Consider the following 24665-nt stretch of genomic DNA (forward strand, 5'->3'; position numbering starts at 1 on the left):
CCCGGCAAAACGTTACTTCAGCAGCTTCACCGTGGCATCAATGTCGATCTCATCTTCAGTGAAGATCATCGTCGTGTTCTGGAAGGTGGTGATCGCCAGCTTCTTCACCGTGCGCATTTCGCCCGGCTTTTTCTCGGTTTTTGGTTTGATGCTGTTCATCAGCAGCCCCACCGACAGCACCGCATTCTCTTTGTCGATTTTGGTCTCAACGGGCTCTTCCTCGCTGAACACCACGAAGGATTTAATTGAGGTGAGCTTCACTCGCTCGCCCGCAATATAGAGATGCTTACTCTCCGGGATCACCTTCACCGCATACGCGGAAAGGCCTTTGCTGTTGGTGGTTGGCTCGAAGGTCACCGCCGCATCTTTTTTAATCAGATCAGGGTTGGCGACCTTAATCACATGAAAATAGCGGTTGTCGCCGTTTTCATCTTTGATAAATCCAAAGCCTTTATCTTTAAACCACGTTGTGATTGTACCGTTCATCGCTGTTACCGCCTGTCAGATCCTAAGACTAAAGTTTTGCAGCGCGCAGTGTAATGCACAATGGCTGACGAGACAAAAAAAAGCCCCTGCACGGGAGCAGGGGAAAGTTCATGTCAGAGCTTTTTAGTATTGTGTATTTAGTTGAACACCATCCCACCATCAATCAGCAGCGACTGACCGGTCATGTAGTCGGAATCCGGCCCGGCGAGGTAAGAGACGCAGGCGGCCACGTCTTCCGGCTCGGACAAACGGCCAAGCGTGATGCGTTTGGCAAAGGTTTCCGTCCCGTAGCCAAGCGGTTTACCCGCCGCCTCGGAGACCTGACGGTCGATTTCCGCCCACATCGGCGTTTTGACGATCCCCGGGCAGTAGGCGTTAACGGTGATCCCCAGCGGCGCGAGATCCCGCGCGGCGGTCTGGGTTAAGCCGCGCACCGCGAACTTGCTGGAGCTGTAGACCGCCAGCTCCGGGTTACCGGTGTGGCCCGCCTGGGAGCAGGCGTTGATGATCTTGCCGCCGTGCCCCTCTTTACGAAACGCGTCAATTGCGGCCTGAATGCCCCAGATCACCCCTTTCACGTTGATGTTGTAGACCTTGTCGACAATTTCCGGCGTGATGGATTCGATGGGCGTGGACGGCGCCACCCCGGCGTTATTGACGATGACGTTAAAACCGCCCAGCGCGGTGCGGGCTTTTTCCACCGCCGCGAACACCTGCTCGCGGTCAGAGACGTCCACCTTCACGGCGACGGCCTTCCCGCCGTTACGGGTGATCTCATCCGCGACCGCTTTCGCCGTCTCTTCGTTGTAATCCGCAATAGCAACGGCAAAACCATCCTTCACCAGGCGAAGCGCGATCGCTTTGCCAATCCCCTGGCCGGAGCCGGTTACGAGAGCCACTTTTTGCATTTCTCTGTCCTTATATTGATTCACAAAATCTGGCTGAGATGGAGCTGGCCCATCAGCAGCGGGTTATCGCTGTAGTCGACGGGAATGGCCACCACGGCCGGGCCATCGACATCCATTGCCGCACGCAGCGTCGGTTCGAGCGCATCCGCGCTCTCGACGGCAAAGCCTTTCGCACCGAACGCGTCGGCATAGACTTTGAAATCGACCGGGCCGAACTCGACGCCGGAAAGCCTCTGGTATTTTTTCTCTTCCTGGATGGCCACCATGTTGTAGGCGTTATCCACCCAGATGATGTGCAGCACATTGGCGTTGAGGCGTACGGCGGTTTCCAGCTCCATGCTCGACTGCAAAAAGCCGCCGTCCCCGGAGACCGAGACCACCTTGCGCCCCGGGTTGACCAGCCACGCGCCAATCGCCCACGGCAGCGCCACGCCCATGGTCTGCTGACCGTTGGAGATCATCACCTGACGCGCCCGGAAGCTGTAAAGGTAGCGGGCGATCCAGATGTGGAAGCTGCCCATGTCGACGGTGAGCGTCACGTCGTTGTTCACGATGTCCTGCATGGCGCGCACGATGCGCAGCGGATGCAGCGCAAACTGGTTAAGCGATGCGCCGCGACGGTCGAGGAGGTCCCGCTGATGCTGGCGATCGACAAGAATTTCCGAGGCGCGCTGGCTGAGTTCAAGTTTGTGCTCGATTCGACTGGCAAGCAGATTCAGCGTGGCAGCAATATCCCCGACCAGTTCCAGATCGGGAACATACTTGCGCTCCTCATAGGCGGGCAGCACGTCAATGTGCACCAGCGTGGCGTCGCCGCTGTTCCACATGGACGGCTCGTACTCCACCGGGCTGTAGCCGATGCAGATAATCAGGTCCGCCAGATGCAGCAGCCGGTCGCCAGCCTGGTTGTTAAAGAGGCCGACGCGTCCGGCGAAGCGGGTGAAGTGTTCCTGATTCACCGCCCCGGCGGCCTGATAGGTGCTGGTGACCGGAATACGGCTTCTCTCCAGCAGCTTATGCAGCGCGGCGCTGTTGGCGGGCTGGCTGGCCATCAGGCCGAGTAAGATGACCGGGTTTTTGGCCTTCGCGATAAGCTTCGCCACGTCGTTGATGGCTGACTCCGGCGCCGGGCCCATCAGCGCCGCGGTGCTGGCGGGTAAAATAGCCCCCGTGGTGGGCTGGTCGACAATATCCTGCGGCAGGCTGACAAACGCCCCGCCCGGCCTGCCCTGCTCGGCAGCGCGAAACGCGTTCGACACCACCTCGGCAATCGCGTCCGGTGAATTGACTTCGACGGCGTATTTGGTGACCGGGCTGAACATGGCGACGGTATCCATGCTCTGGTGCACCAGTTTCGCTTTATCTGACCGCTTCACCGCACCGCCCAGCGCCACCACCGGGTCACCTTCGCTGTTGGCGGTGGCGATGCCGGTGATCAGGTTGGAGCAGCCCGGCCCGGAGGTGACCAGCGCGACCCCGGCCTTACCGGTTAGCCGCCCTACCGCTGCCGCCATAAACGCCGCGTTCGCCTCGTGACGCACCGGGATAATCTCGATGGAGGAGTCCAGCAGGGAGTCAAAGACCTTGTCGATTTTTGCGCCCGGTATGCCGAACACCTGCTTCACACCCTGCGCTTCCAGCTGGCCGACAACCATATCGGCGCCGTGCGCCCACTGACGTGACTGTTTCTCACTGTTCACGGTAGTTCTCCTGTTAGTTTTCGACGGCGCGGATAGCCGCATCAAGGTTGCTGGGGTGCAGGTTGGCCTGTAAAAACGCGCTGTCGGCGGGCAGGTCAATCATCAGCTTGTGGATTTCGCCGAAGGTGAGCACGCCGTTCTCCAGCTGATAGTCGAGCAGGTGGCCCCCGCCCTGACGGTCGTCGGTGATAAAGTGTTCGTGATAGCCCGCCACGTTAATGCCCTGCATATGCTGCGGGGTGCGGAACCCGACCAGTACGCCCTCGCGCTGGTTAAAGCGGAACACCGGCTGGTCATCCAGCACGTCGGTCATCGCCCGGTACGGCGGCGTCTGGCGCGGTACGGTGCGGGTGTGCGCGTGGCGGAAATTGCCGTCGATGCGCAGCGCGCAGAACAGGTTATCGGAGGGGATTTGCTTGTCGATCACGTCGTGGATCTGCTGACGGCTGACCGGCCCGTCGAAGGCTTTGCGGTACTGCGGCTGGAACCAGGTCATCACCGCGAACGGCGTTTTTTGCTCCGGCTTCGCGGCGCGGGCGCTGCCGTCGGCGCGCAGCTGGTACACCTGGCTGCTAAAGGCAATCATTTCACCGTCCAGCTCGTTAAAGGTACCGAGACCAAAATCACCGTGTGCCAACAGGTCGGCGATGGTCGTCTCCCCTTCGTAGACGCCGCTTAGCAGGGCGCTCATTAGCGATGTCTGATAGATCACGCTGTCAGGATGCTGAGCCGAGAACCCACGCAGGGTCTCGCATAAACTCGCCTCACAGTCGCATGCAGATGAATGCATCATCATGCCCGTCCTCTTCAACTTTATTTATAAAGGTTAAATAAATGTTGACCCGATTCAGCAGAGAGTTCCAATATAGAATCCATGCTGGTTTGAGACGTTTTTGATATGGAACTTCGTTATCTGCGCTATTTTGTCGCGGTAGCACGCGAGCGACACTTCACCAGGGCGGCCAAAGCGCTGGGTATTTCACAGCCTCCTCTGAGTCAGCAGATCAAACGGCTCGAAGAGGAAGTGGGCACGCCGCTGTTCAGGCGCCTGACACGGGGCGTGGAGCTGACCGAAGCGGGAGAGGCCTTCTATGAGGACGCCTGTAAGATACTGGCGCTGAGCGACGCCGCGCTGGAGAAAGCCCGGGGCATCGCGCGCGGGCTGAACGGCAGCCTGTCGATTGGCATCACCAGTTCAGATGCTTTTCATCCCAAAATCTTCGCCCTGATTCGCCAGTTTCAGGTGCAGAACATGGCTGTGCAGGTTCACCAGGTGGAAGCCAATATGTCGTCGCTGACGACGATGCTGGCGGAGGGTGAGCTGGATATCGCCTTTGTGCGCCTGCCGTGCGAAAGCAGTAAGGTGTTCGAATTAAAAATCCTCGATCGGGAGCCGATGGTGGTGGCGCTGCATCGCGATCATCCTCTGGCGGCATGTGGCGATCTGGCGCTGGATGAGCTGCGGGATACGCCGGTGGTGCTGTTCCCCCAGGAGGTAGCACCGGGGCTGTATGACCGCGTTTACGGCAGCTGCGAGCGGGCCGGGATCGATATGCAACACACGCTGCAATCCTCACAACTTTCCTCTTCCCTGAGCATGGTCTCCGCTGGCGGCGGGTTCGCGCTGGTGCCGAAATCCATGGCCGCTATTTCTCCGCCGAATGTCACCTACCATGCGCTGCGCTCGCCGGAGCTTTATACCGATATCGCGCTCTGCTGGCGGCGTTTTGAGCGTTCGCGGACGGTGAAGCGGTTTCTGGCGATGATGAGCGAGGGGTAGCTACGGTGTGGCTGTGCCCGGCGGCGCTGCGCTTGCGCGGGCCTACGGTTCGTGTCGCGGATAGGTTGGCTGGTTAGCGGTTTTGTAGGCCGGGTAAGGCGCAGCCGCCACCCGGCAATGCCCTTTGGAAGCCGCCTCGCAAACTTTTAAGCAATCTTATGTAATTCAGGGGCATCCCTTTTCATCCCTTCTCCGCGGTCGTAAAGTGCCTGCGTTGCGGCACATCCGTAACCGGGCGTAGGAACCCGTTAGCATGACGTGACATTTTTTTGGACAACGAGGATGCTAAATGGCGACTACCCCTGGATTTTCATACGTACACGCTTAAGAAAGCGCTGTTCATCACCTTCTTCACCTGCAACTTCCCGATTCTGCGGATCTCTTTGAACTGGCTGGCACCTGTGCGGCGTACGTGAGCGTACTGGTGGAAATGGACGATGCGGTGACATTTTCTACGCTCTGTAAGCAACTGCTGGGTTGTTAGCGGAGTTTGTGAAGGAGCCTTATATAACGGCTCACTGAGTCGGCCTTACACAAAGGACAACGTTGTTTGATGAATGACGGTTTGTTAGAGGAATGCACAGGAAGGCGGTCACGCCACAGAGGGCGTGACATAAAATCAGGCCTGGTCGTCTTCTTTACCGTAGTAAAGCTTACCGATCTGAATGAGAGGACGGCCCTGGGATTTGCGGTGCAGGTTGCTGTCACGCAGTGAATAAACGCAGCCGCAGTATTCCTGCTGGTAGAACTGCTCGCGCTTGCTGATTTCAATCATGCGCGACGAACCGCCCTGTTTCCGCCAGTTATAGTCCCAATAGACCATACCCGGATAGTGGGCGGCGGCTCGCTGACCGCAGTCGTTGATTTGCTGCATATTTTTCCAGCGAGAGATGCCCAGTGAGCTGCTAATCACGTTGAAGCCATTTTCAGCGGCGTAAAGCGCAGTCCGCTCAAAGCGCATGTCAAAACACATGGTGCAGCGAATGCCGCGCTCGGGTTCCCATTCCATGCCTTTGGCGCGCTCAAACCAGTTATCTGTATCGTAATCCGCATCGATAAACGGTACGCCGTGCTGTTCGGCAAAGCGAATATTCTCATCCTTACGAATCAGATACTCTTTCTGCGGATGAATGTTCGGATTGTAGAAGAAGATGGTGTAGTCGATCCCTGAGGCCTGGATCGCCTCCATTACCTCACCAGAACACGGAGCGCAACAGGAGTGCAGCAGCAGTTTATCAGCCCCGTTTGGGAGTTCTAGTTTAGGGCGTTTGAAATCAGCGGTAGTCATAAATTTATTTGATGAGGTAATGAGGACTGAAAACAGTGTAGCATCAGAGCTGTGCTATCGGGAATGGCGGCCAGTCTCATACATATCCGGCAATGCCTGTTATTGACACAGGGCTGCTGTTGCAGCCCTGACAACCTTAGACTTCAATCGATTCAGAGATCTCTAACGCATCATCGACTTCGATGCCTAGATAACGGACAGTGCTTTCCAGTTTCTTATGGCCCAACAGAAGTTGGATCACCCGGAGATTCTTGGTTTTCTTGTATATCAGGTAAGGTTTTGTTCTTCTCATGGAATGTGTGCTGTAAAGCGAAGCTTCGAGACCAAGCTTTTCTACCCACCCATGAAAAATTCGGCTGTATTGTCGGGTTGATATGTACCGGTTAGTTCCGCTCCGAGACCGAAACAAGAAGTCTTTACTGTGCAAATTGCCAAGCTTTATCAATGCAGCAACAGCTTCTCTTGTCCCTTTGGTTATCTCAAATTGCACAGGGCTACCGGTTTTCTGTTGCAGCACCGTTGCTCTGCTTGAAACCGAGCTACCATATGCAACATCAGATACTTTCAGGTTCACCAGATCGCAGCCTCGTAGCTTACTGTCTAAGGCCATATTGAACAGAGCTAAATCACGCGTTTTACCTTCCAGTTCAAGCCGGATTCGGATCCCCCAGATATGAGATATCTGAAGTGGTCTTTTTTGGCCTATGATACGGTCTTTATTCCACGGTGACGTGTTCATACTCAAATCTCCTGCAATGTGGGAGATTTGAGTATGGTTGTCTCTTATGAGCGAAAAGCGGACATAAATATGTCGCGTCAAAAATATGATGATAATTACTCTCCTGCCAGGACAGGTTGCTCCATCCTGGCACAAGACATACCTCAGGATGCCAGTTTCATCATAATAAGGCCTGCTACAATCACCACCGCAGCGAATATGCGCATCGGTGTGGCAGGTTCCCCCAGAAAATACAGGCCTGCAACAAATGAGCCTACTGCCCCTATCCCGGTCCAGATGGTATATGCCGTGCCCAGTGGTAATGAGCGCATTGCTGCCGAGAGTAAGGCAAAACTCGCTATCATACCGACGAGAGTCACTATCGAGTACAGTGGGCGGGTAAACCCGTCAGACAATTTCATCGCATAAGCCCATACGACTTCAAGCAAACCCGCAGCCGTCAGCATTAACCAGGCCATAATTTCTCCTCTTAATATATGTCCGGGTCGTCCCGAAGAAAGCCTCTGATGTAACGGGTCGTCCCGCTACGGCCTGAATAAAATGGAATCCCTGCTTAAACCATCAGCAATGAGATTTGAACGATGGCCAGATACGGGCCAACAGAGAAATAACCAGTACTGTCGACAGCGTGCACAGGCTTAACACCAGTGGCGCATAAGCTCCCAACATCATCAACTGACCCGCAGCTGCGGTGCCAAGTGAGCCCGCAGTAATTTTCATTGCACCCACCCAGACAAAGACCTGCCCCCGGCAGGATGGTGGGGAGTATTCACTGCGTGCGGCAAGCGTGGCGGCGAAAAAAGCGGCATTAAGCACTCCGGTTATGAAGAAGCAGAAAAACACGGGTAAAAAACTGCTGACCACCAGAATGGAAAGCAGGCCTGCGACAATCAGCCCTCCGGAGCTCAGCATCAGCCTGTCGGGTTCACCTCTCAGTGGGATAACCATCAGGCATACCGATCCCGCCAGATTGCCCGCTCCGTAGGCCACGGTAAGAAAAGCGGCTGTGGCTGCTGGAACACCAAGAACATCAGCCATACTCACCGCAACAACCGGCAGGACGGCGACAGCAAAGGCGACGGCCATCGTCAGGTACAGTGTCCTGCACAGCGGTGTGCACCGGATCATCATACTCATCGTTGTGATGGCACCGGCAACCTTTGTAGGCTTGCCGCTGTGTGTAACCGGCGAAACCGGTAGCCGCATGATAAAGAAAGCAGCGAAAACAGTACCAACGGCCAGAAGGTAAAACGCCGCAGAAGGCGAAGCCCAGGCGGATATGGCGGCAACAGCAGAGGGACCCAGCGTGCCACCGAAACCGTAGGTTGCCACATCAAGACCCTGAGCCCGGCGCTGACTTCGCTGGTCCGGCCCTGCCATGGCAGGCAGGAAAGCACTGATCCCACCTGTCAGGAGTGGGCCACAGAGTCCTGCGGCGATAAGAAGTAATGCCGTCAAAAGTAAAGGGACGTGGCCGAAAGTCACTGTCATAATCCCTGTAATAAAGGCATACGCCAGGCAGGCCATCGCAATGACCCTGCGCCCGTCGCTGGCGGTATCGATCCTGCGGGCAATAAACGGCCCCAGCATATGTGGGAGGGTAATGCAGGCAGCCATCCACCCCGTCACTGTGTAATACTGTTCAGATGACTGGCACAGTAAGATCACTGCCAGCACCCCGCCGCCATCCGCAATGCGTGCCAGCATCGCGGCACAGGCATAGCGGACAAGACCTGCCTTAACAGGCGCGTTTGTATACTGAAGGGTCGTCATGAAGATTATTGCCTGGCCAGGTTTCAGGAGGACCGCCAGAGTGCCGGTCCTGTCGGTGGGTTACTTCAGCTCCAGCGCGGTGATCACTCGGGCAATATCCGCGATATCGCCCGCTGACAGCGGTTGCAGAGGACGAGGCAGGCAATCCGTATCGGTCAGTCCAAGCACACCAGCGGCAGCGGCAATCACACGAATACTCCCGCCATGTTTACGGAACAGCGCCCACAGCGGTTCCAGTCGGGTTGTCAATGCCATAACACGAGCGTGATCCCCTGCTGCTGCTGCCTCGGTGATCTGCTTTGCGGTTTGCGGGAACAGACCGCCACACACAGAGTACCAGACCTCGCAGCCTGCATTTAATCCCAGTCCGGCATACATATCGCCACTGATACCGATTGTCACTCCCGGGCAAAGATGTTGGCGTAGCGCATTCACCCGCTCAGCGGCCGCTGCCGGGCTATCCGGGACGCCAGGGATCTTAACCGAACGAACCCCCGCCAGTGATGAGAGACGACCGTGCAGTTCATCCGTAAAGGTAAAATGTGTGGTACCCGGATTATCGTAGACACAGACCGGAACAGACGCATGCCGGGTCACCGCCTCAAAAAGCGCGAAGACCTCTTCATCACGGAGTGACTGGTAACTGACCGCCGGGAGCAACAGAGCATCTGCGCCTGCTGCCTGCGCATCATCAACCAGATGCAGGATGGCATCGGTGCTGACTGCCCCCACGCACACCATCACAGGGATATCTCCAGCAAGCTGTTTAGCCAGAGTCGCGATGCGATTGCGCTGCTCCCGGGTCAGATACGCGTAGCTTCCGGTTGAACCCAGAATGCCCAGAGAATCAACACGGGCCGCGGTCAGGCGGGCCAGAATCTTACTGAACCCCTGTTCGTCGACGCCGCTGGCGGTGACGGGAGTTAGCGGAAAAGCAGACAAGCCGGTGAACATTGTGTTTCTCCTGAATGATATTACTGGTATTGCTCTTCGATAAGAGCCACCTCAAACCACAGACCGGGCATCATTTTTTCAAGGCCATCGGTCAGCATCTTCCCGGCTTCATGAAGCTTCTCCAGTGGCATCTGCGGCAGACTCTCCAGAATGAACCACATTTGCTGAGCTTCCACATCCAGGCGGGTTCTGACCCCCTGTCGCCAGTTCCAGCGACGGCAGGTCACGCCTGCATCATCGCACCAGATAACCTCACCTTGCGACGGGTATTCAATGGCGGTCTCACCGTCTTTGACGGTATCAAAAGGCTCGGTTCCTTTTGCCACAACCAGACGCGGTGAACCCTGATAGGCAGCGATATTCTCTCCCCCCACAGGAACGGCATAGCGGAGGCTAACGGCGTTATAGAGATCAACGATGGGATCGAGTGCGGGCGTCGTACTGTCACGTAATACGCGCTTACGTAAGGCATCCGCTGAACATGGTGTGCGTTTCGGTTTAGCACCAAACGTCTGGAAAACCTCAGCCCAGGCGACCAGATGAGATTCAGCCCATTCAGGTTCGCCGGCCAGAACCGCTTCACAGGCTTCCAGCAGTACCGTTTCCCCTATACCAGGGTTCAGAATCGGCGCGGCTTTTACGCAGATACTGAGTGCCCGAAAGCCGGGAGCGATACGATAGATTTCTGGGGCAATTGACGGAGAGACTGTTAACACGTGATAATCCTGTTATGACCAATTTATTCCATGATAATGACCGATGACTAAGAAAGTCAATTTAATGACCGATGCTAATGCGATAGCCAGCACCGTAAACGAAGCCGTCTCTCAGCGGATTAAGCTGTATCGCAAGCAAAAGAAAATATCCCTCGATGAACTCTCCCGTCGGGCGGGCGTCAGCAAGGGCGCGCTGGTTGAGATTGAGGGATGCCGGGCGAACCCCAGCATTGCCCTGTTATGCCGCCTCGCTGCCGCGATGGGTGTTTCGGTGGCTGACTTTGTGGATGTCAGCGCCAAACCGACCGTACATCTCATTGCTGAAGATGAGATCCCTCAATTGTGGGAAGGCGAAAAAGGCGGAAGAGCAAGGTTGCTTGCCGGATCCGGTGGCCCTGATATGACCGAGCTCTGGATGTGGGAAATGCAGCCAGGGGAAAAATTTGCTTCACCTGGTCACCCGGAAGGAACGCTTGAATTGTTTTATGTACAAACTGGCACTCTCACACTCGGCGTACATGATCACCTGTATCTGGTGAAGGCTGGCTGCTCGGCAACGGCCAGAACAGACGTTCCTCATTTCTATGAAAATCGGGGGGAGAACCCATTGGTATTTATCATGACAGTACATGAAAGAGCATCCTGAGTGCTCCCCGGTTTAGTGGTCAGCCCTGCTGTCTCATCGCGAGTCAGTCCTGAAGGAGAAGTTCAGTGAATAATCAGCACCTGCGATTTACCAAAGACAAATTTACTGTCACAACCGATCCCGCTTTTTTTCAGCTGGAAGCCATTCACGATTACCTCTCCCAATCGTCCTGGGCTCCAGACATTGATGCCGAAACGGTAAGGTTATCCGTCCAGAACAGCCTTTGCTTTGCACTTTTGGATGGAACAAGGCAAATCGGCTTCGCCCGTCTGGTCACAGACTATGCTACTTTTGGTTATTTGTGCGATGTCTATGTGTTAAACGATTATCAGAAAAGTGGTCTTGGTCGTTGGCTGATTGAATGCTGTCACGCACATCCGTTGATGTCACGTCTGCGACGAATAATGCTGGTAACCGACAGTGCGCCTTGGCTATATCAGAAACTGGGGTATAACCCTTTGAACCGGCCAGATTTTGTCTGGCAGATCAATCGACCAGACATTTATCGTAAACCCGGGAAAAACTAAGAATACTTTCAGAAAGCAAAGACAAATGTTGATCCGCAGGGCAAATACCTCTGATGCAGAAGAGCTTGCCATTTTAGCTGAACGAACCTTCAGAAAGACTTTCCAGGATGGGAATACTCAGGAGGATATGGAACTTCACTGCCAGGCAAGCTATTCAACACATATCCAGTTGAAAGAGATCCTCAGACAAGACTGGGTTACATTAGTCTGTGAACACGAGAGCAAATTGATTGGGTATGCCCAACTGAGGTGGGAAGAGTTTCCTCCCTGTGTCAATAGCATTCACGCCGGGGAAATCCTGTGTCTATATGTTGATGCTCCCTATCATGGTAGAGGATTTGCGTAAGAACTTATGCGGATGTGCTTTGCTGAATTTGAGGCAAAGGGATCGGATGTTGTCTGGTTAGGCGTCTGGGAACATAACCCAAGGGCAATTTCTTTTTATCATAAGCTTGGGTTTACCGAGGTGGGTGAGCATATCTTCCAGGTTGGGTCAGATCCGCAGAGAGATATCATTATGAAACGTTCAACTGGCGTTCGCTGAATAAACATCATGACGTCCGCTCTTGGCACATAGCGGACGCATCTTTCACACGCTTCTAAATAACCTGGTTAGCAAAACTATCTCCACGGAACTCCTTCCCAGCAAGCAATTCCTGAATACGCTTAGCAAATCACATAAATACTTCAGGCCGAGATACTTCTGGCACTTTAATGACATACCACTCCAACTTAAAGTGCTCGCACTCAATGCAAAGTTCAATTGTCACGATCATGTAGAAACTGCAATTTCATCGAAGTTTCCGCATTGTCAACCCACCAACCACCATCTATAATATTTCCAACCTGGAAACAAGGGGCAAGGATGCACATAGTCTCAAGAGCGCCTTTCGACACAGCGGCCAGACATTATCCCAATCAAGCACAAGCTTTGGACGATCTTTACCGGGTACTAAAAAAGGAACACTACCCCTCACCAGACGAGATGCGAAAGCGCTTTCCTAGCCTGGACCGGATGAAATACCGGGAAAAATGGTGGGTCATTGATGTGGGTGGCGGGCATCTAAGAGTGATGTTTTTTGCTGATTTTGAGCGTGGAAAGATCTTCATCAAACACATCAGCACTCACGCAGACTATGACAAGCTCACGGACTACTACCGGAGAACGAAAGAATGAATTATGCAGCAGCCATCAAAGCGGCAAACGCTCTGACAAACGAGCTCCCTTTCCTGGGTTCAAGCCCGTCGCGGCAAGACTACGAGGATGCGCTGGCGCTGGTGGAGTATCTTATCGAGCACGACCCCGATAACCCGCTGGTAGATATGCTCACTGCCAAAATCGATAAGTATGAAAACGCGTCCCCGGAGTTTGCAGAATTTAACGCGCGTATTGCCAGCATTCTGTCAGGCGTTGCGTTACTGCGAACGCTAATGGATCAGTACCAGCTCACTCAGAGTGATTTCGAGAACGAGATTGGTAAGAAGTCTCTGGTAAGTCGGATCCTTAACGGACAGCGCACGTTAACGCTAGATCATATGCGAGCGCTGGCGAAGCGTTTCGGTTTGCCGGTGAGCGCATTTGTGGGGAACTGATGCGAAGTTTTCACCCAGACCAATTCCCCAGACGTTAATACCACTATATCTCTCACCCCGGCCCCTCGCTCCCCGCCGCCAGCAGCGGCACCACCACGTCGCTGATGGGCACCGCAATCCCGTGCCTGCGGCCATAGCGCTGGATCACGCCGTTGCGTATGTCCCACTCCATCGGGCAATCCGCCTGACGGTCGGCAAGGATCGAGGTGCCCAGGTCCTCAGGCGCGCGCTGGAAGTTCGCCAGAATATCCTGGGCCACCGCATCGTCCAGCTTCGCCCCTTCGGCGCGGGCGACGGTAAGCCCCTCGCGCAGGTAGGCCAGCGCCAGCTCGCTGATATCCTCGCGCCTGAACATCCCGGCGCGGCGATTGGCCAGCACCATCAGCCCGGCGACCGCGTTTTGCAGCAGCTTGCGCCAGGCGACGGTAGTGAAATCTGTCGAGAGCTCAACGTTACAGCGCGTGCCGCGAAGCGCCTCCACCACCCGCTGCGCCTGCGGCACGTCCGGCAGCGTAAGGCGCGGTTTGGCGCGCAGCCAGACGGAGGCATCCGGCTCGCGCTGGGCAGGGAACCAGACCACCGAGGGCAGCACCGTTGCGCCATTGACCAAAGGCGCAAGCTGGGCTTTCTGCTCCACGCCGTTTTGCAGCGCGCAGACCACGGTGTTTTCATCGCACAGAGCGCGCAGCCACCCGGCGCTGTCGGCATTTTGCGTCGTTTTGACCGCCAAAAAAACGAGGTCAACGGGGCGCGTAATGACGCTGGGATCGGTGAGTACCGGACCGGGCACCACAATTTCACCCTCATCATGACGCAGGCGCAGTTCCGGATGCGCGGTGCGCCCACACAGCAGCGGCGTGCGGCCCGCTTCATGCAGCACCGCGGCGATGGTGGTCCCAATCGCACCGGGTCCTGTCAGCGCAATGGTTGGATAGTCAGACATGGGTCACTCCCCTTTTGCTAAGCCTGCTATCAGTTATACCACCCTGAGACGAGCGCGCCACGCCCATTGTCTATACTCAACTCATAACAGACAACGGAGTGCGCCATGCCTTTACCCGACTTCAAATCCTCTGAACCTTATACCCTCGGCATTGAGCTCGAACTCCAGGTGGTTAACCCGCCGGGTTACGATCTGAGCCAGGACTCCTCTGCCCTCATCGCCGCCGTCAAAGACGACATCAAAGGGGGGGAAGTCAAACACGACATCACCGAAAGCATGCTCGAAATCGCCACCGGCGTGTGCCAGACCATCGACCAGGCAGCGGCGCAGTTTTCAGTGATGCAGCAGAGCATCCTGCGCGCGGCGGAAGATCAGCATATCCAGATCTGCGGCGGTGGGACGCATCCATTCCAGAAATGGCAGCGGCAGGAAGTGTGCGACGACGAGCGCTATAACGTCACGCTGGAGCGCTTTGGCTATCTGATTTTGCAGGCGACGGTGTTCGGCCAGCACGTACACGTCGGCTGTCGGACCGGGGACGACGCCATTTACCTGCTGCACGGCCTGTCGCGCTTTGTGCCACACTTTATCGCCCTGGCCGCCGCATCACCGTATATGCAGGGCACGGACACGAAGTTCGCCTCATCGCGTCTCAACATCTTCTCGGGCTTCCCGGATAACGGTCAGATGCCGTGGGTCAACAGCTGGCAGGAGTTCGAGGGGCTGTTCCGCCGCCTGAGCTCCACCAGCATGATCGACAGCATTAAGGATCTGCACTGGGACATCCGCCCCAGCCCGCACTTCGGCACCGTCGAGGTGCGGGTGATGGATACGCCGCTGACGCTCAGCCACGCCATTAACATCGCCGGGCTTATTCAGGCGACGTCGCACTGGCTGCTGACCGCGCGGCCGTATAAGCATCAGGAACGGGATTTTCTGCTCTATCGCTTTAACCGTTTTCAGGCCTGTCGCTACGGGCTGGAAGGCATTCTGACGGACGTACATACCGGCGAGCACAAAACCGTGGCGGAAGATATCGCCTGGCTGCTCGAGCAGGTTGCGCCGTCGGCCGAGAAGCTCGGCGCGACAAGCGCAATCAATGAGATTGCCCTGCTGTTAAAGCAGGGCAAGAGCGAGGCGCAGCGCATGCGGGACTTTATCGCCGATGGCGGCTCGCTGATTTCTCTGGTGCAGAAGCACTGTGAGCTGTGGGCGACGAGTCCGTAAGGCCGTGGCCCCACTCGCGCAGGCGCTGGAACAGCACGAACAGCGCCGGGATGAACACTATCCCCACCACGGTCGCCACCAGCATGCCGCTGAACACCGTAGTGCCGATGATGCGGCGGCTCTGGGCACCCGCCCCGGTCGCCAGCATCATCGGCAGGACGCCGATAATGAACGACACGGCGGTCATCATTACCGCGCGGAAGCGGCGCGATGCCCCCTCCCGTGCGGCATCGACAATCGCCATTCCATCCATGCGCCGGGCGCGGGCAAACTCCACGATAAGAATTGCGTTCTTGGCGGCGAGGGCTATCAGTAGCACCAGACCTATCTGCACGTATACGTCGTTGGCATAGCCCGCCAGCCACAGCCAGACCAGCGCCCCGCCGATGGCGAACAGCACCGAGAGCATCACGCTCGCCGGCAGCGTCCAGCTCTCGTACTGGGCGACGAGGAACAGCCACGCCATCACCACCGCCGCCAGCACGATCCATATCGCCTGATTGCCGGTCTGCTGCTCCTGATACGACATGCCGCTCCAGGCGTAGTCGTACCCGGCTGGCAGGTTTTCCGCCAGAATCTCGCCCATCGCCGCCATTGCGGTGCTGCTGCTCACCCCTTCCGCTGCCGAGCCGCTCACCGATACCGACGGGAACTGGTTGTACTGCTGAATAAATGGCGCGCCGACGGTCGGCGTGATGGTGATGAGGTTGCTCAGACGCACCCGCTCGCCGCTGTTGCTGCGCACGAACAGCTCGCTGATTTGCTCCGCGCGCTCGCGCCACTGCATCTCGTTCTGCATCACTACGTGGTAGACGCGGTTGTTGACGCTGAAATCCCCGGCGCGCGTGCCGCCAAAGGCGGTTTGCAGGCTGCTGAAGATGCGTGACACCGGCACGTCGAGGCGGGCCGCGCGCTCGCGGTCAACGGTGAGCGTCATCTGTGGCACGTTGCTGCTCCAGGTGGTGAACACGCGGCTCAGCCGCGGGTTCTGGTTGGCTTTCGCCAGCACCTCACGCGTCACGCGCTCCAGCTCCGCCGGACTTTGCCCCGCCTGCGCCTGAATGCGCAGGTCGAAGCCGGAGGCGTTGCCCAGCCCCGGCAGCGTCGGCGGCGCAAAGGTCATGATGGTGGCTTCCGGCAGGGCCAGCAGCTGGTGCTGAAGGGTGCCCATCACCTCATCCAGCGGCGGACGCTCGCTCCAGTCTTTGAGCATGATGGAGATAAACCCGCCGTTCGATGCGCTGGTGCCGTTGAGGATGTTAAACCCGGAGACCTGAATCACGTCTTCTACCGCCGGGTTGTTAGCGATCAGCTCGCGCGCGGTGGTCATCACCGCTTCGGTGCGCTCCAGCGAGGCTGCCTCCGGCAACTGGACGCTGGCGAAGAAGTAGCCCTGATCCTCCTGCGGCAGGAAGCCCTTTGGCATCGACATAAAGCTGAATACCACCACCGCCGCCGCACCCGCGGTGGCCAGCAGCGCCAGCCACGGGCGCAGGTTTAAAACGTTCACGATGCGGGTGTAGAAACCGCGCGTGGCGTCCAGCCCGTGGTTAAAGGCGCGATAGAGTGCCGCAGGTTTCTCCGGTCGCGGGCGCAGCAACAGCGCGCACAGGGCGGGCGTAAGAGTCAACGCCACCAGGCTTGAGAGCGTGACGGCAGTCGAGAGCGTCACCGCGAACTGGCGGTACAGCTCGCCCACAATCCCCGGCAAGAGCGCCACCGGCACAAACACCGCCAGCAGCACCAGCGTGGTGGCAATCACTGGCCCGGCAATCTGGCGCAGCGCCAGCGCGGTCGCCGCCGTCCGGCTCTGCCCTTCCGCCATCAGCGTTTCGACGCTCTCCACCACCACGATGGCGTCATCCACCACCATGGTCAGCGCCAGAATGATAGCGAACAGGCTCAGCGTATTGGCGGAGTAGCCGAACGTATAGAGCACCGCGAAGGTGCCCACCAGCGACACCGGAATGGCAAGGGCAACAATCAGCGTCGCGCGCCAGCTTTGCAGGAACAGGGACACCACGACCACCACCGCCAGCATCGTCAGCGCCAGCGAGACGCCAATCTCTTTGATGGTGGCGGCCACAAACGAGGTGGTGTCGAATTTGACTTCATAGACCAGATCGTCCGGGAAGCGCGTGGATAACCGTTCCAGCTCCGCGCGCACCGCATCGGCCACGCGCAGGGCGTTAGCGGACGGCGTCGGGTAGATGCCGAGGTAGGCGGAGTCGTGCCCGTTCAGCTGCGCGCCAGAGCTGTAGCTGCGCGAGCCAAGCTCGATGGTGGCGACGTCCTTCAGGCGCACCAGCTGACCCATCTCCCCGGCGCGGATAATGATGTTGGCAAAGTCGTCGGCCTGATTTAAGCGCCCCAGCCCGTTAATGGTCAGGGTCTGCTGCTGGCCGTTAAACACCGGCGGCGTGCCGACCTGGCCTGCCGCCCCCTGCACGTTCTGCTCGCGCAGCGCCTGCGCCACGTCATCGCTGGTCACGTTCAGGGCGTTCATGCGGTCCGGGCGCAGCCAGATGCGCATGCTGTAGTCCCGTGCGCCAAACATCTGTACCTGCCCGACGCCCGGCAGACGCGACAGCGCCTCGCGCACCTGGGTGCTGGCGTAGTTGCTGACGAACAGCGGCGTGTGGGTGTTGTTCGGTGAGTAAAGGCTTACCCCCATCATCAGGTTGGTGGCGCGCTTGCGCACCTGCACGCCGTTTTGCTGCGCCTCGGTCGGCAGCTGCGCCACGGCCTGCGCCACGCGGTTTTGCACGTCGATGGCGGCGAGGTCCGGATCGGTGCCCGCCGCAAAGGTAATGTTCAGGCTATAGCTACCCTCGTCCGAACTGGTGGACTCCATATAGAGCATATGATCCACCCCGTTCAGCTGGGTTTCCAGCGGCGTGGCGATGGCCTCCGCCACGTCAGCCGAGCTGGCGCCCGGCCATGACGCTGACACATTCACGACCGGCGGGGTGATCTGCGGGTACTGCTCCACCGGAATAATCCTCAGCGCGATGGCCCCCAGCAGGGTGATGACCAGCGCAATCACCATCGCAAAGCGCGGGCGTTTGATGAAAAACGTCAGCATGATGGCTCCTTAATTCAGTATCTGGACGGCAACGCCTGGCTGCACGCGCTGCGCACCGTCAGTAATCGCTCGCTCACCGGGCTTCAGGCCGGAGGCAATCTGGAACTGCTGGCCGATCTGTCCGGCGACCTTCAGCGGACGCATTTCGGCTTTATCCTCGGCGTTAACCACCCATGCGAAGAACCCGTGGCCATTCTGCTGTACGGCAGCGGCGGGCAGGGTCAGCACTGGTTGCTCACTTGACGGACGCAGGTAGACGTTCACGTTGCCGCCGGGCAGCAGCTGATGGCGCGGGTTGGCGAACTCGGCGCGCAGCATCACGCTGGCGGTGCGCGGGTCGATGCGGTTGTCCACGGAGGTGAGTTCCCCGCTGATGCGCTGGCCGTTGCTGTCAATCAGCGCCTGCCAGGCCTGCTTCATGGCGCTGATATCCGCATGCTGTCCGGCTTTAGTGGCAAACGTGCCCTCTTCCAGCGCAAAGGCAATGCGGATGGGATCGAGCTGCACCACCTCCACCAGCACACCGCTGGCAGGATTCACCAGGCTGCCGACGTGAAAGTTGCTGTGCCCCACGCGCCCGTCAATCGGTGAAATAATACGCGTGTAGTTGAGGGTGACGCTGCGGGTGTCGAGCCGGGCTTTCGCCTGCTCCAGCGCGGCGCTCGCTACGTCGCGCTGCATGCGGGCGTTGTCCACGTCGTGGCGGCTGATGGCGTTGCTGCTGCCCAGGCTTTCGAAGCGGGAAAGCTGCTGCTGCGCCTGACGCAGCGTGGCTTCGGCGCTTCTCACTTCGGCCTGCGCCAGACGCAGGGCGGCGCGCGGCTCGGCGTCGTCCAGTTCGAACAACACGTCGCCTTTTTTCACGTACTGCCCGTCGCGGAAGTGGATTCTGGTGATGACGCCTTCCGTGCGGGCGCGCAGTTCAACGGTGTGGATAGCTTCAATGCGACCCGGGATCTGACGCTCGGCGGCGTGGGCGGTCTGCTCCACGGTGGCGACACGCACGGGAATGGCCGCGGCGAATGCGGGTGGCAGGGTGCAGGCGAGGAGCGCGAACAGGAGTGGGAATTTCATGGGAGTACCTCGGCGTTGTTTTCCCTCACCCCGGCCCTCTCCCACAGGGAGAGGGGGGGCAGAGTTCCCTCTCCCTGTGGGAGAGGGTTAGGGTGAGGGCAAAAGGTTATGCAGCCTTACGGAACCTGCGGGTCAGTCGCTTCTCGATTTCGACGACGAAGAACATCACGCCCGCCACCGCCAGCGTCACGAACCAGTAGCGCAGCGGCAGCGCTTCGGTGCCGAACAGCATCTGCATAAACGGCAGGTAGATGATCGCCGCCTGGAGCAGGAACAGTACGCCCGTTACCAGCCAGATCCCTTTGTTCGCCAGCAGGCCGCGGTTCAGGGAGAACCCGTCGGTATTGCGGCAGTTAATCATGTATACCCACTGGGCGCAGACCAGCATCTGCAACAGCACGGTGCGGATGAACTCCGCGCTGTGGCCGCGCGGGGCCAGCCAGGCTTCCAGCGCAAAGGCGGCGATGGCAATCATGGTGCCGACGAAGGCCACGCGCCAGACGGCGTAGGCGTCCATCACGTGCTGCCCGGTCTGACGCGGCGGGCGGCGCATAATGTTGCGCTCGGCGGCCTCGAAGGCCAGGCCGAAGGAGAGCGTGGCGGAGGTCGCCATGTTCATCCACAGGATCAGCACTGGCGTCAGCGGAATGATGTTCCCCGCCAGCAGCGCAATCACAATCAATAGCCCCTGCGCCAGGTTGGTCGGCATGATGAACAGGATGGTCTTCTTCAGGTTGTCGTAAACGCGACGCCCCTCTTTTACCGCGCTGGCGATGGTGGCGAAGTTATCGTCCGTCAGGACCATGTCCGCCGCCTCTTTGGTCACTTCCGTGCCTTTGATGCCCATCGCGATACCCACGTCCGCCTGGCGCAGCGCCGGGGCATCGTTCACGCCGTCACCGGTCATGCCGACGATTTCGCCTTTGTCCTGCAACGCTTTCACCAGGCGCAGCTTATGCTCCGGGCTGGTACGGGCGAAGATGTCATACTTCACCGCCGCTTCCGCCAGCTCGGCGTCGTCCATCTTCTCCAGCTGGTAGCCGGTAACCGCCTGCTCGCTGTTGGTGATCCCCAGCATCTGGCCGATGCTCATCGCCGTCTGCGGGTGATCCCCGGTGATCATCTTCACGCGGATCCCCGCCTGCTGGCAGGCGTTAATCGCCTCAATCGCTTCCGGACGCGGCGGATCCATCATCCCGGCAATGCCGAGGAAGATCAGACCGTGGCTCAGGTCGTCGTGAGTTAATGCCTGCTCGCCGTTCGCTGGCTTGAACGCCGCGGCGACCATGCGCAGCCCCTGACGCGCATAGCGCTCCATCTCCGTTTCCCAGTACGCGCGGTCAAAGGCTTGCGCACCGTTGCGGGTCTGCTGCTGCTCACACAGGGCGAAAATCACGTCCGGCGCGCCGGTAATCAAAATCTGCTCCTCACTGCCAATCTGGTAGTGGGTGCTCATGTACTTGTACTGAGAGTCGAACGGGATCTTGTTAACCAGCGTGGTCACGACCGGCTCGAGGTGGGCCTTGGCCGCCAGCACCTTCAGCGCGCCCTCGGTTGGCCCGCCGGTGATGCCCCACAGGCCACGCTCGTCCTGAATCAGCTGGCTGTCGTTACACAGGTCGATGGTGCGCAGGTACTGCTCCAGCACAGTGCCCGGCTGGATCTGCACCGGCTCGTCGCTGCCTTCGAGGTAGATGTTGCCCACCGGCTCGTAGCTGTTGCCGTCCACGCGGTAGCAGGTGTCTGCGGTGATGATGGCTTTAACCGTCATTTCGTTCATGGTCAGGGTGCCGGTTTTATCCGAGCAGACCACGGTCATCGCGCCCAGGGTTTCAACCGTCGGCAGCTTGCGGATAATCGCCCGCTTGCGCGCCATCGCCTGTACGCCCAGCGAGAGGATGATGGAGATAATCGCTGGCAGACCTTCCGGTACGGAGGCTACCGCCAGGCTAATCAGGGAGAGCAGCAGCTCGCCCATCGGGATTTCGCGGAACACCAGGCTGAAGACAAACAGCGCGGCCATCATCGCCAGAATGATGGCGAAGATCGCTTTGCCCAGCTTGTCCATCTGCACCAGCAGCGGGGTGCGGTGTTTTTCAATGCCCGCCATCATCTGGTTGATGTGGCCGAGTTCGGTCTCCTGGCCCGTGGCAATGACCACACCCACGCCGCCGCCCGCGCTGACCGTCGTACCGGAAAAGACCAGGTTCGTGCGGTCGCCCAGCGGTAATTCGCCGTTCAGCGGGCTCGTGTGTTTATCCACCACGGTGGATTCACCGGTCAGAATTGCCTCTTCCACGCGTAAATTATGCGCTTCGATTAAGCGCATATCCGCCGGTATACGATCTCCTGCACGCAACACAATAATATCGCCCGGGACGATTTCCGTCGTCGGGATAGTTTCATGGTTGCCGTTACGAATAACGCGCGCCTCGCTGGAGAGCATATTGCGAATACTCTTCAGGGATTTTTCCGCGTTACTTTCCTGAATGTGGCCAATTAAGGCATTGATTACCGCCACGCCCAGAATAACCAGCGTATCAACCCAGTGTCCCATTACTGCCGTTAATACGGCGGCTGCCAGCAGGACGTAAATCAGGACATCGTTAAAATGCGCGAGAAAACGCAGCCAGCCCGGCTTGCCTTTTTTCTCCGGCAGCGCGTTCGGGCCATGCTTCTGTAAACGCGCCTGCGCCTCGGCACGGTCCAGGCCATTAGCCTGGCTCTGCGCCTGAGCAAGCACCTGCTCTACGGTCTGCTGGTACGCCTGCCCGCCTGCGGGTGGCATATTCTGCGAGAAATTTTTTTTGGTCATGGTATTTTTCCTTCAATATCCGGTGGACGGAAGCCGGAATTCCTTTCTGGCTTTAAATAATTCATTTTTAAGTCTTGCGGGTTAAATTGATCTACCGCAATATATTGACTACCCGGTTATTCAAAACTGATTAAAATTATTTCGACGCGTTGATTTTTACAAAATATTTCTAAACCAACACTAAACGAGGAGGAAGCATGTTTGGTATTTATCGCGGACGGCGTCTGGCGTTATACATTGTCGCAGCCATTGTTATTGCGACGTTAATTGGATATAGCACCTATAGCTTTGTAAAATTATTTTCGTGAGAAAGACGTTTATTTACATAACGCGATATTAATTTAATCGCCCCGAAAATATTATCTATTTTCTGTTATTAATTCGCAGAATAACGGTGGCCTTTTACCCAATTTTGCCAGCGGGGATGATATTGCTTTACGTTTCAGGATGCCGGACAATGACATTTTTAACTGACGATTAACATTACGATGAAACACCCGTTAGAATCGCTGCTCACCGCAGGGGGCATTTTGCTGATGGCCCTGCTCTCCTGCCTGCTTTTACCCGCGCCGTCGCTGGGTCTGGTGCTGGCGCAGAAGCTGGTTCAGACCTTTCATATGGTCGATCTGAATCAGCTGTACACCATTCTGTTCTGTCTGTGGTTTTTGGTGCTCGGCGCCATCGAATTCTTTATCCTGCGTTTCATCTGGCGCTGCTGGTTTTCACTGGCGTCGTAAGCCAGTGAGATCGCGCATCCCGTGGATCAGCGCTTCACACCAGGCCGCGTAGTCGTGGCCGCTGGATGAGGGGTGGAAGCTGACGCGATAGCCTTTTTTCCTCAGCACCTGTTCAAAATCCTGCGTGGTGCGATAGATGCCGCCGCCCGGCCCCGTGGTTTCAAACTTCCCGGCCTGTAACCAGAAACGCACCGGATACGGTGGAGACTGTTGGTACTGGCGCGTCAGCCAGCCGGGAGCGTCACCTTCCGGCGCCCACCAGTAAGAACCGGAAAGGCTCAGCACGTTGCCAAACAGGCGCGGATAGCGCAGCGCCACCCATGAAGAGGCAATTCCCCCGTAGCTTGATCCTGCCAGTACGGTTTTCTGCCGCTGCATGCCGATGCCCTTCCCCCGCAGCCACGGCAGCAGCTCGTGCGCCATAAAGTCAGCAAAATCCGGGTTCGGCGGCAGCTCGTTGCCGCGACGGGCGTGATCGAGGCTGTCGATAAACACCACGTTAATCGGAGGCAGGTGATGTCGGGCAATCAGACCGTCCAGCACGTTGGCAAAATGGTATTCGTCCTGATAAACCTGTCCGTCGAAAAGGATGAGCGTCCAGCGTGCAGGCTGTGCGCCGCGCGGTTGGTAGATCATCACGTCGCGGGCATTGCCGAGGATGTTGCTGCTCAGCCTCTGGCGGCTCAACGTCCCGTGTAACAGCGGCTGTGCCGTAGCCCGAACGGAGCAGTAGCGCGCCGGGCTGAGATCGAGCAGAGAATAGCGATTCCAGCGATCGGTCTTCTGCTCCCCAAAGCTATTCGGGTTAAGCGGATCGGCCTGCGCGCTTACCAGGATGGCGCGGCGTTGATCGCGGGCAGAGCCTTCAACGATCGGCACATCGGGGGCGAGCTTGTACTGCATCACCGTATCAGCGGGGACCACGTAGCTGCGGAACCAGACGTCGCTGTTGCCCAGACGGAACAGCGGATCGTGATCCCCCGCCGGAGAGCCGAGAATGAAGACGTTATCCCGCGCGCCGCGCCACAGAAAGGTCACCCGCTTATGGCTCGCATCTACCGGCTCCACCATCGGCGTTCCCTGTCGACGCTGCGCCTGCCAGAACGCCTCGGTACTTCCACCGGCAGAAATGACGTTTGCCAGCGCCTTCAGCGTCGGGCTTTCTGGCGCCAGCATCTGCACGCGTGGTAACGGAGAGGTCTCTTTCATCCGCCACTGAAAACGCCACGGCTTGCCAGCTTCGCCGTGTAGCACCAGCGAGGTGTTCTGTTTCACCGGCAGGGCAAACAGCAGCGTGTGTTCCCCGTCCGCAGGACCGTTTTCGATCAGCGTGCGGATGCGACGGTTTTGCCCATCCAGCAGGCGCGCATCCGTCACGCCATGCAGCGTGGCGGAAACGTAATTTTCATCCAGCTCGGGCAGGGAGAAGCAGACTTCGCCGCTGGCATCAAACTTTCCCTGAACATCGCCCTGCCGGGACGACTGCTCGCACGTTGCCGCCACGGCGGGCAGCGCGCCGATCCCCAGCAGCAACCCACTCCATACCCTCTTCATTACCGCTTGTTCCCCAACGAAATTTGTTAACAACGCTAATGCAAATGGTAATAATTTGCAATATCATCAACGGCGTTTTACCGGTGTTTTTATGGCGATAGCAACCAAGGACGTTCAATA

At 57.7% G+C, this 24665-nt stretch carries 22 protein-coding genes and 1 pseudogene; 8 read left to right on the forward strand and 15 right to left on the reverse strand.

Features of this window, described 5'->3' with window-relative positions; translation table 11 throughout:
• Nucleotides 1-12: 12 nt before the first annotated feature.
• From INF61_RS08640 to budA, 4 genes are all read right to left on the reverse strand, one after another.
• Nucleotides 13-486 carry a cold-shock protein gene (locus INF61_RS08640; RefSeq protein WP_017382537.1) on the reverse strand — a complete coding sequence of 158 codons (474 nt, stop codon included), beginning with the start codon at nucleotides 484-486 and terminating at the stop codon, nucleotides 13-15.
• Between the two features lie 137 nt (nucleotides 487-623).
• Nucleotides 624-1394, reverse strand: a complete 771-nt coding sequence (locus INF61_RS08645; RefSeq protein WP_003858846.1) for a (S)-acetoin forming diacetyl reductase — start codon at nucleotides 1392-1394, stop codon at nucleotides 624-626.
• A gap of 20 nt (nucleotides 1395-1414) precedes the next feature.
• Nucleotides 1415-3094, reverse strand: a complete 1680-nt coding sequence (alsS, locus tag INF61_RS08650) for an acetolactate synthase AlsS (RefSeq protein ID WP_062938171.1) — start codon at nucleotides 3092-3094, stop codon at nucleotides 1415-1417.
• A gap of 13 nt (nucleotides 3095-3107) precedes the next feature.
• Nucleotides 3108-3887 carry an acetolactate decarboxylase gene (gene budA, locus INF61_RS08655; protein ID WP_026094386.1) on the reverse strand — a complete coding sequence of 260 codons (780 nt, stop codon included), beginning with the start codon at nucleotides 3885-3887 and terminating at the stop codon, nucleotides 3108-3110.
• Nucleotides 3888-3992: 105 nt separating this feature from the next.
• Between budA and INF61_RS08660 the strand changes: the two genes are divergently transcribed.
• Nucleotides 3993-4874: a LysR family transcriptional regulator gene (locus tag INF61_RS08660; protein WP_003858850.1), complete on the forward strand. Its 882-nt coding sequence runs from the start codon at nucleotides 3993-3995 to the stop codon at nucleotides 4872-4874.
• Between the two features lie 619 nt (nucleotides 4875-5493).
• On the opposite strand, the gene INF61_RS08665 is transcribed toward INF61_RS08660, so the two are convergent.
• The 6 genes from INF61_RS08665 to INF61_RS08690 form a co-directional block, all read right to left on the reverse strand.
• Entirely contained in the window at nucleotides 5494-6162 is a 669-nt protein-coding gene (locus tag INF61_RS08665) for an epoxyqueuosine reductase QueH (protein ID WP_023296073.1), read from the reverse strand.
• 136 nt (nucleotides 6163-6298) lie between these two features.
• Nucleotides 6299-6901, reverse strand: coding sequence for a site-specific integrase (locus tag INF61_RS08670; protein WP_193547698.1), 603 nt, complete (start codon nucleotides 6899-6901; stop codon nucleotides 6299-6301).
• 143 nt (nucleotides 6902-7044) lie between these two features.
• Nucleotides 7045-7359 (reverse strand): multidrug efflux SMR transporter, encoded by a 315-nt coding sequence (locus INF61_RS08675; RefSeq protein WP_063135111.1) that lies wholly within the window; start codon nucleotides 7357-7359, stop codon nucleotides 7045-7047.
• 103 nt (nucleotides 7360-7462) lie between these two features.
• Nucleotides 7463-8674, reverse strand: coding sequence for an MFS transporter (locus INF61_RS08680; RefSeq protein WP_193547699.1), 1212 nt, complete (start codon nucleotides 8672-8674; stop codon nucleotides 7463-7465).
• Nucleotides 8675-8734: 60 nt separating this feature from the next.
• Complete coding sequence (locus INF61_RS08685; protein WP_048229290.1) at nucleotides 8735-9628, reverse strand: dihydrodipicolinate synthase family protein; 894 nt, start codon at nucleotides 9626-9628, stop codon at nucleotides 8735-8737.
• A gap of 20 nt (nucleotides 9629-9648) precedes the next feature.
• Nucleotides 9649-10344, reverse strand: a complete 696-nt coding sequence (locus tag INF61_RS08690) for a B3/4 domain-containing protein (RefSeq protein ID WP_193547700.1) — start codon at nucleotides 10342-10344, stop codon at nucleotides 9649-9651.
• A gap of 43 nt (nucleotides 10345-10387) precedes the next feature.
• Between INF61_RS08690 and INF61_RS08695 the strand changes: the two genes are divergently transcribed.
• From INF61_RS08695 to INF61_RS08710, 5 genes and pseudogenes are all read left to right on the forward strand, one after another.
• Nucleotides 10388-10990: a helix-turn-helix domain-containing protein gene (locus INF61_RS08695; RefSeq protein ID WP_048229287.1), complete on the forward strand. Its 603-nt coding sequence runs from the start codon at nucleotides 10388-10390 to the stop codon at nucleotides 10988-10990.
• Nucleotides 10991-11055: 65 nt separating this feature from the next.
• The gene (locus INF61_RS08700; RefSeq protein ID WP_048229285.1) at nucleotides 11056-11517 is read left to right on the forward strand and encodes a GNAT family N-acetyltransferase; all 462 of its coding nucleotides are present in this window, start codon (nucleotides 11056-11058) and stop codon (nucleotides 11515-11517) included.
• Nucleotides 11518-11644: 127 nt separating this feature from the next.
• Nucleotides 11645-12061: pseudogene (locus INF61_RS23120) on the forward strand (GNAT family N-acetyltransferase).
• A 321-nt stretch (nucleotides 12062-12382) separates the two neighbouring features.
• Complete coding sequence (locus INF61_RS08705) at nucleotides 12383-12694, forward strand: type II toxin-antitoxin system HigB family toxin (RefSeq protein WP_033486526.1); 312 nt, start codon at nucleotides 12383-12385, stop codon at nucleotides 12692-12694.
• The gene (locus tag INF61_RS08710; RefSeq protein ID WP_141414139.1) at nucleotides 12691-13110 is read left to right on the forward strand and encodes a type II toxin-antitoxin system HigA family antitoxin; all 420 of its coding nucleotides are present in this window, start codon (nucleotides 12691-12693) and stop codon (nucleotides 13108-13110) included. The genes INF61_RS08705 and INF61_RS08710 overlap by 4 nt, the downstream gene beginning before the upstream one ends.
• A 52-nt stretch (nucleotides 13111-13162) precedes the next feature.
• On the opposite strand, the gene INF61_RS08715 is transcribed toward INF61_RS08710, so the two are convergent.
• Nucleotides 13163-14053, reverse strand: coding sequence for an oxidoreductase (locus INF61_RS08715; RefSeq protein ID WP_141414137.1), 891 nt, complete (start codon nucleotides 14051-14053; stop codon nucleotides 13163-13165).
• 105 nt (nucleotides 14054-14158) lie between these two features.
• Between INF61_RS08715 and INF61_RS08720 the strand changes: the two genes are divergently transcribed.
• Nucleotides 14159-15280 carry a YbdK family carboxylate-amine ligase gene (locus INF61_RS08720; RefSeq protein ID WP_015571201.1) on the forward strand — a complete coding sequence of 374 codons (1122 nt, stop codon included), beginning with the start codon at nucleotides 14159-14161 and terminating at the stop codon, nucleotides 15278-15280.
• On the opposite strand, the gene INF61_RS08725 is transcribed toward INF61_RS08720, so the two are convergent.
• The 3 genes from INF61_RS08725 to INF61_RS08735 all read right to left on the reverse strand — a co-directional run bounded on the left by INF61_RS08725 (nucleotide 15210) and on the right by INF61_RS08735 (nucleotide 22254).
• Nucleotides 15210-18365 (reverse strand): efflux RND transporter permease subunit, encoded by a 3156-nt coding sequence (locus tag INF61_RS08725; RefSeq protein WP_048973952.1) that lies wholly within the window; start codon nucleotides 18363-18365, stop codon nucleotides 15210-15212. The genes INF61_RS08720 and INF61_RS08725 overlap by 71 nt on opposite strands.
• 9 nt (nucleotides 18366-18374) lie before the next feature.
• On the reverse strand, nucleotides 18375-19439 hold the full coding sequence (locus INF61_RS08730) for an efflux RND transporter periplasmic adaptor subunit (protein WP_032671342.1): 1065 nt from the start codon (nucleotides 19437-19439) through the stop codon (nucleotides 18375-18377).
• A 106-nt stretch (nucleotides 19440-19545) separates the two neighbouring features.
• Nucleotides 19546-22254 (reverse strand): cation-transporting P-type ATPase, encoded by a 2709-nt coding sequence (locus INF61_RS08735; protein ID WP_015571204.1) that lies wholly within the window; start codon nucleotides 22252-22254, stop codon nucleotides 19546-19548.
• A 488-nt stretch (nucleotides 22255-22742) separates the two neighbouring features.
• Between INF61_RS08735 and INF61_RS08740 the strand changes: the two genes are divergently transcribed.
• Nucleotides 22743-22991 (forward strand): DUF1158 domain-containing protein, encoded by a 249-nt coding sequence (locus INF61_RS08740; RefSeq protein WP_192969443.1) that lies wholly within the window; start codon nucleotides 22743-22745, stop codon nucleotides 22989-22991.
• On the opposite strand, the gene INF61_RS08745 is transcribed toward INF61_RS08740, so the two are convergent.
• Nucleotides 22977-24545, reverse strand: coding sequence for an alpha/beta hydrolase-fold protein (locus INF61_RS08745; protein WP_045910684.1), 1569 nt, complete (start codon nucleotides 24543-24545; stop codon nucleotides 22977-22979). The two genes, INF61_RS08740 and INF61_RS08745, sit on opposite strands and share 15 nt — an antisense overlap.
• Between the last annotated feature and the right edge of the window lie 120 nt (nucleotides 24546-24665).

The organism is Enterobacter cloacae complex sp. P18RS (assembly GCF_014982105.1).
GTDB lineage: Bacteria > Pseudomonadota > Gammaproteobacteria > Enterobacterales > Enterobacteriaceae > Enterobacter > Enterobacter hormaechei_C.